Source organism: Ruegeria sp. CDSC081 (genome assembly GCF_059610485.1).
Genome location: NZ_JBXWNS010000001.1, coordinates 591,421 through 598,379 on the forward strand (window position 1 = coordinate 591,421; position 6,959 = coordinate 598,379).

Annotated in this window: 7 protein-coding genes and 1 tRNA gene; 6 read left to right on the top strand and 2 right to left on the bottom strand. The window is 59.7% G+C overall.

Features of this window, described 5'->3' with window-relative positions; all coding sequences use genetic code 11:
• Nucleotides 1-2 precede the first annotated feature (2 nt).
• The gene (locus AC2FH9_RS02975; RefSeq protein WP_281972336.1) at nucleotides 3-473 is read right to left on the bottom strand and encodes a hypothetical protein; all 471 of its coding nucleotides are present in this window, start codon (nucleotides 471-473) and stop codon (nucleotides 3-5) included.
• Between the two features lie 159 nt (nucleotides 474-632).
• Between AC2FH9_RS02975 and AC2FH9_RS02980 the strand changes: the two genes are divergently transcribed.
• Nucleotides 633-1,544: a pirin family protein gene (locus tag AC2FH9_RS02980; protein ID WP_496870704.1), complete on the top strand. Its 912-nt coding sequence runs from the start codon at nucleotides 633-635 to the stop codon at nucleotides 1,542-1,544.
• A gap of 7 nt (nucleotides 1,545-1,551) precedes the next feature.
• On the opposite strand, the gene AC2FH9_RS02985 is transcribed toward AC2FH9_RS02980, so the two are convergent.
• The gene (locus AC2FH9_RS02985) at nucleotides 1,552-2,139 is read right to left on the bottom strand and encodes a TetR/AcrR family transcriptional regulator (RefSeq protein ID WP_142634678.1); all 588 of its coding nucleotides are present in this window, start codon (nucleotides 2,137-2,139) and stop codon (nucleotides 1,552-1,554) included.
• Between the two features lie 100 nt (nucleotides 2,140-2,239).
• Between AC2FH9_RS02985 and AC2FH9_RS02990 the strand changes: the two genes are divergently transcribed.
• The 5 genes from AC2FH9_RS02990 (at nucleotide 2,240) to AC2FH9_RS03010 (ending at nucleotide 6,959) form a co-directional block, all read left to right on the top strand.
• Nucleotides 2,240-2,488: a hypothetical protein gene (locus AC2FH9_RS02990; protein ID WP_142634680.1), complete on the top strand. Its 249-nt coding sequence runs from the start codon at nucleotides 2,240-2,242 to the stop codon at nucleotides 2,486-2,488.
• Between the two features lie 124 nt (nucleotides 2,489-2,612).
• The gene (locus AC2FH9_RS02995) at nucleotides 2,613-3,899 is read left to right on the top strand and encodes a homoserine dehydrogenase (protein ID WP_142634682.1); all 1,287 of its coding nucleotides are present in this window, start codon (nucleotides 2,613-2,615) and stop codon (nucleotides 3,897-3,899) included.
• 69 nt (nucleotides 3,900-3,968) lie between these two features.
• Entirely contained in the window at nucleotides 3,969-4,952 is a 984-nt protein-coding gene (gene glpX / locus AC2FH9_RS03000) for a class II fructose-bisphosphatase (protein WP_271946243.1), read from the top strand.
• A gap of 91 nt (nucleotides 4,953-5,043) precedes the next feature.
• Nucleotides 5,044-6,786: a single-stranded-DNA-specific exonuclease RecJ gene (recJ, locus tag AC2FH9_RS03005; RefSeq protein ID WP_496749170.1), complete on the top strand. Its 1,743-nt coding sequence runs from the start codon at nucleotides 5,044-5,046 to the stop codon at nucleotides 6,784-6,786.
• Nucleotides 6,787-6,884: 98 nt separating this feature from the next.
• Nucleotides 6,885-6,959, top strand: a tRNA-Glu gene (locus AC2FH9_RS03010).

A 6,959-nucleotide genomic window follows, 5' to 3' on the forward strand; every position in this document is an offset into this window, starting at 1 on the left:
ACCTAGCCGCGCTCTGCCACCATCACAGACAAAATCTCGGACATGAATTTGGTTTCGGCGGCGGATGTCATGCCGCCGATGCCAACGCGGCGTCCCAAGCGCCACCACAGCCCCGGCGCCCATCTATTTGCACCTGATTGCCGGGTTGTTACCAGAAAGCCATTCGACGGCTTGAAGGCAAACGCGCCTCTTTCGACGGTTTCAATGTCTTCTATTGCGGCGATCGGCTGCCCTGCCCCGGTTCTGAGTTCGGTCTCAGTCAGCTCGATCCAATCCGAGGTTGCCTGCCACATGCGATAGGCCAGCCAGAAGGACGCCGCGCCTACCACAAACAGGAATGCCTGCCAGGATGGCTCCGGCGGCGCGGCAAGCGCGACGAAAACAACCAGAAAGCCCACGGTCGACAACATTCCGACACCCATCCACCGCCTGGGTGATGAGGCTTTGACCACGGCCAGAACTTCTTGTTGCATTTGCTGCTCTCCCACTTTGCAGTTGGGTTTAGCCACTTTCCCAGCCAAACAACAGAGGCGAACGCACCTGCTGAATTTCGCACAGGTTGCGTGTTTCAGCGCAAATTGACCCGCCATGGCAGTGCGGTACATCTTCCCCATAGCAACAGGAGCGCAGCAATGTCCCTCAGACCGACTTTGGAAACCCGAAAGGCCATACCGACGATGGAGGGGGCAGGCGTTAAACTGCACCGCGCTTTCGGCTTTCAGGACCCGTCAGAACTGGATCCTTTTTTGCTGTTCGACGACTTTCGCAATGAACGCCCGCAGGACTATCAGGCTGGATTTCCATGGCATCCGCATCGCGGGATCGAGACGATCACCTATGTCCTGTCCGGCTCGGTTGACCATTCGGATTCACTTGGCAATAACGGAACACTTGGCGCGGGTGATGTGCAGTGGATGACGGCAGGGTCCGGAATCCTGCATCAGGAAATGCCCAAGGGAAGCCAAACCGGCCAAATGCACGGGTTTCAGCTGTGGGGCAATCTACCCGCGGCCCAAAAGATGACAACACCGCGATATCAGGACGTGCCGCGTAAAGAGATCCCTGAAATCAAGGACGATGACGGAACCGTTGTCCGCGTGATCGTGGGGACGTTTTGGGGCAAGACAGGCCCAGTCGACGGCATCGCCGCCGACCCTCAGTATCTGGACATCCAAATTCCGGCAGGTGTGAAGAAGACCTTCCCCATAGACACCTACCGTCGCGCATTTGCATATGTATTCGAAGGCGCGGGCGCCTTTGCTGATTCCTCGCGGCCTGCGGGGGTCCTTTTGGAAAAAGAAGTTGGCGGCCAAGAGGTGAACATTCGTGACATGTCGGGAGACCGAACACTGGTTCGCTTTGGGAGTGGTGACGAAGTGACCGTTCAGGCAGGTCCGGAAGGTGTCCGGTTCCTGCTGATTTCCGGCGCACCGATCAATGAGCCGGTCGCGTGGCACGGCCCCATCGTCATGAACACCCGGACCGAGCTGGAACAGGCTTTTCGCGAATTGCGCAACGGGACGTTTATTCGGCCGGCACATTGACTGCCCCTTAAGCAGTCATCGCCTTTCGGACCATGTCCCAATAGACGGCTTCAACCTCGTCCAGCGAAAGCCGCCCACCGGCGCGATACCACGTCATGACGCCGTTCAGCATGGCGATGACCGCCAATGTCGCAATCTTCGTATCCGCGACCGCAAAGATACCCGCCCGCTGACCTTCGCGCAAAATGGCCTCAAGCCCGTCTTCATACTTGCGGCGCAGATCCTCTATTTCGGCGAAGTTTTCGGGCGTGAGGTTCCGAAGTTCCATATAGGCGATGAATACCTCGTCAGGGCGCTGCAGGTGGAACCGGATGTGAAATCCGACAAACCGACGCAAAGCATCCTGCGGATCGCCAGTTTGCTTTTGCTCGCCATAGGCGGACAACAAATCCTGCATATGGTCGCGCATCAAACGGAACAGAAGGCTCTGCTTATCCGGGGTGTAATTGTACAATGCCCCGGCCTGCACCCCAACCTCGCCCGCAATTTTCCGCATGGAAACAGCAGCATACCCATGGCGCGCGAAAAGCCGAAGCGCTGCCTGCCGGATACGCGGGCCGGTAATGTCCGAGTGTGAGCCTTGTGTACGTGCCATGTATCCACCATATCTGAACGGATGTTCAGATAGAAGCCCGCTTGAAACGACCGGACAAAAAGTGCATCACGGATGCCAGTTGCCACAATAAGGTTTCATCATGAAGCCCCTTCTTCTTCTGCCCCTAGTTTTGCTCTGCCTGGGATGCACCAATTTTCCCGAGCTGAAAGACCGCGAAGGGCCAAATGTGCAATCGGCCCCCTACCCCAAATTAACCCCACTGGCAGATGTTTTCGCTGTGCCTGTTGACCCGCTGTACGAAGCGGCAGAGGTCGAAAGTGAACTGACCGACCGCAGCAAGGCGTTGAAGAAAAAGGCAACGGCATTGCAAAACGCTCAGACCAATTAATCCTCAGGTTTTCTGCCGCCCGGCATGGGTGTCGCGGATTGCGCCTCGGCGCCGAACCCGCTAAGGCAGCGGGAACGGGGAAACACCCCAGTTTAGGATATTCGAGCGGAAAGGAACCCACAGGATGACACAGGCGCTGCGGCTTGGAATTGCGGGCTTGGGAACTGTTGGTGTGGGTGTCGTCAGGATCGTGCGCCGCCATGCCGACCTGCTGCAGGCACGAACGGGTCGTCCCATCCAGATCACAGCGGTTTCCGCGCGTGACGCTGGCAAGGATCGCGGTGTGAACCTGTCGGATTATGCCTGGGAAACTGACCCTGTCGCTTTGGCGCAGCGCGACGATATTGATGTTTTTGTTGAACTGATGGGCGGGGAAAACGGACCTGCCAAAGCCTCGGTCGAAGCGGCGCTAGCCAGTGGTAAGGATGTCGTCACCGCCAACAAGGCCCTGTTGGCCATTCACGGTCAGGAACTGGCCGAAATGGCCGAAGCCGCGGGCCGTGTGATCCGCTTCGAAGCGGCCGTGGCTGGCGGCATTCCAGTGATCAAATCCCTGACCGAAGGACTTGCGGGTAACGAAATCACCCGCGTCATGGGGGTGATGAATGGCACTTGCAACTATATCCTGACCCGGATGCAATCGCAGCGGCAGGGATATAACGCCCTGTTCGACGAATGCGCGCAGCTGGGTTACCTTGAAGCCGATCCAAATCTGGATGTGGGCGGGATAGACGCCGCCCATAAACTGGCGCTGCTTGCCTCAATCGCATTCGGCACCAAACCGAATTTCGACGGGATCGAGATCGAAGGCATTCAGCAGATCAGTCTGGATGACATCGACCAGGCCCATGACATGGGATACCGGATCAAACTGTTGGGCGTGGCTCAGCGCACGGCACGGGGGCTTGAACAGCGGATGCAGCCGTGTCTGGTGCCCAGTGACTCGCCCCTGGGCCAGCTTGAAGGCGGCACCAATATGGTAGTGATCGAAGGCGACGCGGTCGAGCAGGTTGTTCTGCGTGGCCCCGGAGCAGGCGAGGGTCCAACGGCCAGCGCGGTGATGGGCGATGTCTGCGATCTGGCACGTGGGCTTCAGATTCCGACCTTCGGCCGCCCTGCCAGTTCTTTGCAGGACGCAGTGCCAGCGCTGACTGGTCGCCCTGCCCCCTATTATCTGCGTCTGGGTCTGCTAGACAAACCCGGCGCCTTGGCCAAAGTTGCGGCCATCCTGGGCGATGCCGGGGTCTCGATTGATCGCATGCGCCAATACGCCCATGCGGAAAGCACCGCGCCGGTTCTGATAGTTACCCACAAAACCACCCGTGCCACGCTGGATGTCGCCTTGCTGGGCCTGCACGAGACCGATGTTGTTTCGGGCACACCGGTTGCTTTGCGGATTGAAGAGGTTTGACCCTTGCGGCCTGCACGATACGCAGGCTATGCCGGACAAGACGCCGATACTGACCTGAGGATAGTGAAAATGAGTGCTGCCAAGATTGATTTCAATGACCGCCTGTTGTCTCTGGGCCTGGCGCGGGTTGCGGAACAGGCTGCGCTTGCTTCGGCTTCGCTGGTTGGACGGGGTGATGAAAAGGCCGCTGACCAGGCCGCTGTGAATGCCATGCGCGAACAGTTGAACCTTCTGGATATCGCCGGTGTCGTTGTCATCGGTGAAGGCGAGCGCGACGAGGCACCGATGCTGTATATTGGTGAGGAGGTCGGGTCCGGCAATGGTCCCGGCGTCGACATCGCGTTGGACCCGCTGGAAGGCACCACGCTGACAGCCAAGGACATGCCCAACGCGTTAACTGTGATAGCAATGGGCCCGCGCGGATCAATGCTGCATGCACCGGACGTTTATATGGACAAACTGGCCGTTGGCCCGGGTTTCCCTGAAGGCGTTGTCAGCCTGGACATGAGCCCGCGCGAACGTGTGGAAGCACTGGCCAAGGCCAAGGATTGCGAGCCTGCCGACATTACCGTCTGCATTCTGGAACGCCCTCGGCATGAGGCTATGATTGCCGAAGTTCGCGAAACCGGTGCATCTATCCGCCTGATCACCGATGGTGATGTTGCTGGCGTCATGCACTGCGCCGAAAGCGAAGTCACCGGGATCGACATGTATATGGGCCAAGGCGGCGCCCCCGAAGGTGTTCTGGCCGCCGCAGCGCTGAAATGCATGGGCGGGCAGATCTTTGGCCGCCTGCTGTTCCGCAATGATGACGAACGCGGCCGCGCCGCCAAAGCGGGCATCACCGATCTGGACCGCATCTATTCGCGCGATGAGATGGTAACCGCCGATGTGATCTTTGCCGCAACCGGCGTCACCGGCGGCTCTTTGCTGCCGCGTATCAAGCGCGAGCCGGGCTGGGTTGAAACCACCACCCTGTTGATGCGGTCGAAAACCGGGTCGGTTCGGCGCATGTCCTACCGCACGCCGACGTGGTCGCATAGCGACGGCTAAGTTCTTGCGCCTGACCATCGTGCAGGGCTATCCATAGAAATGATAAGGCCGGGTCCGCGAGGGTCCGGCCTTGGCACATCAGGGGCAGGACATGAGCTTTCTTGGGGTTGAACATTCACTGTCTGCACGTCGCTGGGTCGGCCCCTCGGCGGATGTAGAGCGCGCGACCGAGATGCTGGTACAACAAGCCGGATTGCCTCGGGCCGTCTGTCAGGTTCTGGCCCGGCGCGGTGTTCCAGCAATGGAAGCTCCGGGATTTCTAGAACCCAAGCTGAAAGAGCTGTTGCCCGATCCGCGCGCGATGAAAGACATGGAAACCGCTGCAACCCGTTTTCTGACTGCGGTCCGTCTAAAGCAGCGTATTGCGATCTTTGCCGATTATGACGTGGATGGCGGCAGCTCGGCTGCTCTGCTACTCACGTGGTTGCGTCAGATGGGCCTGCAGGCGACGCTCTATGTGCCTGACCGGATTGATGAGGGCTATGGCCCCAATGTCCCGGCGATGCAGGAACTGGCCGCCGCGCATGATCTGATTATCTGCGTCGATTGCGGAACCCTCAGCCATGAACCCATCGCCGCCGCAAAGGGGGCCGATGTCATCGTCCTGGACCACCACCTTGGTGGTGAAACTTTGCCCGATTGCGTGGCCGTGGTGAACCCGAACAGACAGGACGAAAGCGGCGATCTTGGCTATTTTTGTGCCGCCGCCGTCGTGTTCCTGATGCTGGTCGAGGCCGGACGGCAATTGCGCGAAGCGGGTGCAAAAGGGCCTGACCTGATTGCAATGCTGGACCTTGTGGCGCTGGCCACAGTGGCGGACGTGGCCCCGTTGATCGGTGCAAACCGTGCGCTTGTGCGTCAGGGGCTAAAGGTCATGGCGCAACGACAAAGACCGGGGTTGGTGGCGCTGTCGGATGTGGCGCGGATGGATTCCGCGCCCAACAGCTATCATCTGGGGTTCATGCTGGGCCCGCGCGTCAACGCAGGGGGCCGGATCGGCCAGGCCGATCTGGGTGCCCGGCTGCTCAGCACCGATTCAACCCATGAAGCAGAGGCTCTGTCCCAACGGCTGGACGAGTTGAACACCGAGCGGCGCGATATTGAAAATGCGGTTCGGGCAGCCGCCATGGAACAGGCCGAAGAACGGGGCCTTGATGCGCCCTTGGTCTGGGCGGCCGGGGAAGGCTGGCATCCGGGCGTTGTCGGCATCGTCGCGTCGCGCCTCAAAGAAACCGCCAACCGCCCCGCCATCGTCATCGGACTGGACGGGGATGAGGGCAAAGGATCGGGCCGATCAGTGACCGGTGTCGATCTGGGTGCCTCGATTCAGCGGCTGGCGGCGGAAGGTCTGCTGGTCAAGGGCGGCGGCCACAAGATGGCGGCTGGCCTGACGGTCATGCGTGATCAGCTGGAACCGGCGATGGAACGGCTCAGCGAATTGCTGGCAAAACAAGGGGCAGGTCAAACCGGCCCTGCTGACCTGAAACTTGAAGGCACACTTATGCCCGGCGCGGCCACTGTCCATCTGATTGAACAGATTGAAAAAGCAGGGCCTTTCGGCGCCAGTGCTCCGGCTCCGCGGTATGCCTTTCCGGACTTACAGGTGCGCTTTGCCAAGCGGGTCGGCGACTCCCATCTGAAGCTGTCGCTGTCGGACGGGGTGGGTGCCGGGTTGGATGCCATCGCGTTTGGCGCCTTTGACGGACCAATGGGGGAACGGCTGACCAATCACGGCGGCGCGCGCTTTCATTTCGCCGGACGACTTGAGGTAAACACATGGGGTGGACGGCAAACCGTACAACTCAGATTGGAAGATGCCGCCGAGGCGATCTAAGGCCGCATTCGCCACCGCCAAAAAACTTTCACAACCCTGCGTTTTTCGGCTTGCGGGGGTCAGAGTGAAACCGTAAAAGGCCCCCCACAAGCTAGCGTGGCCCGTTCGTCTATCGGTTAGGACGCCAGGTTTTCAACCTGGAAAGAGGGGTTCGATTCCCCTACGGGCTACCA

What these genes read in the sequence shown, in the direction of transcription:
- AC2FH9_RS02995 (WP_142634682.1), top strand. Translation starts at nt 2,613, where the DNA reads ATGACACAGGCGCTGCGGCTTGGAATTGCGGGCTTGGGAACTGTTGGT.
- AC2FH9_RS02985 (WP_142634678.1), bottom strand. Translation starts at nt 2,139, where the DNA reads ATGGCACGTACACAAGGCTCACACTCGGACATTACCGGCCCGCGTATC.
- AC2FH9_RS02980 (WP_496870704.1), top strand. Translation starts at nt 633, where the DNA reads ATGTCCCTCAGACCGACTTTGGAAACCCGAAAGGCCATACCGACGATG.
- recJ (WP_496749170.1), top strand. Translation starts at nt 5,044, where the DNA reads ATGAGCTTTCTTGGGGTTGAACATTCACTGTCTGCACGTCGCTGGGTC.
- AC2FH9_RS02975 (WP_281972336.1), bottom strand. Translation starts at nt 473, where the DNA reads ATGCAACAAGAAGTTCTGGCCGTGGTCAAAGCCTCATCACCCAGGCGG.
- AC2FH9_RS02990 (WP_142634680.1), top strand. Translation starts at nt 2,240, where the DNA reads ATGAAGCCCCTTCTTCTTCTGCCCCTAGTTTTGCTCTGCCTGGGATGC.
- glpX (WP_271946243.1), top strand. Translation starts at nt 3,969, where the DNA reads ATGAGTGCTGCCAAGATTGATTTCAATGACCGCCTGTTGTCTCTGGGC.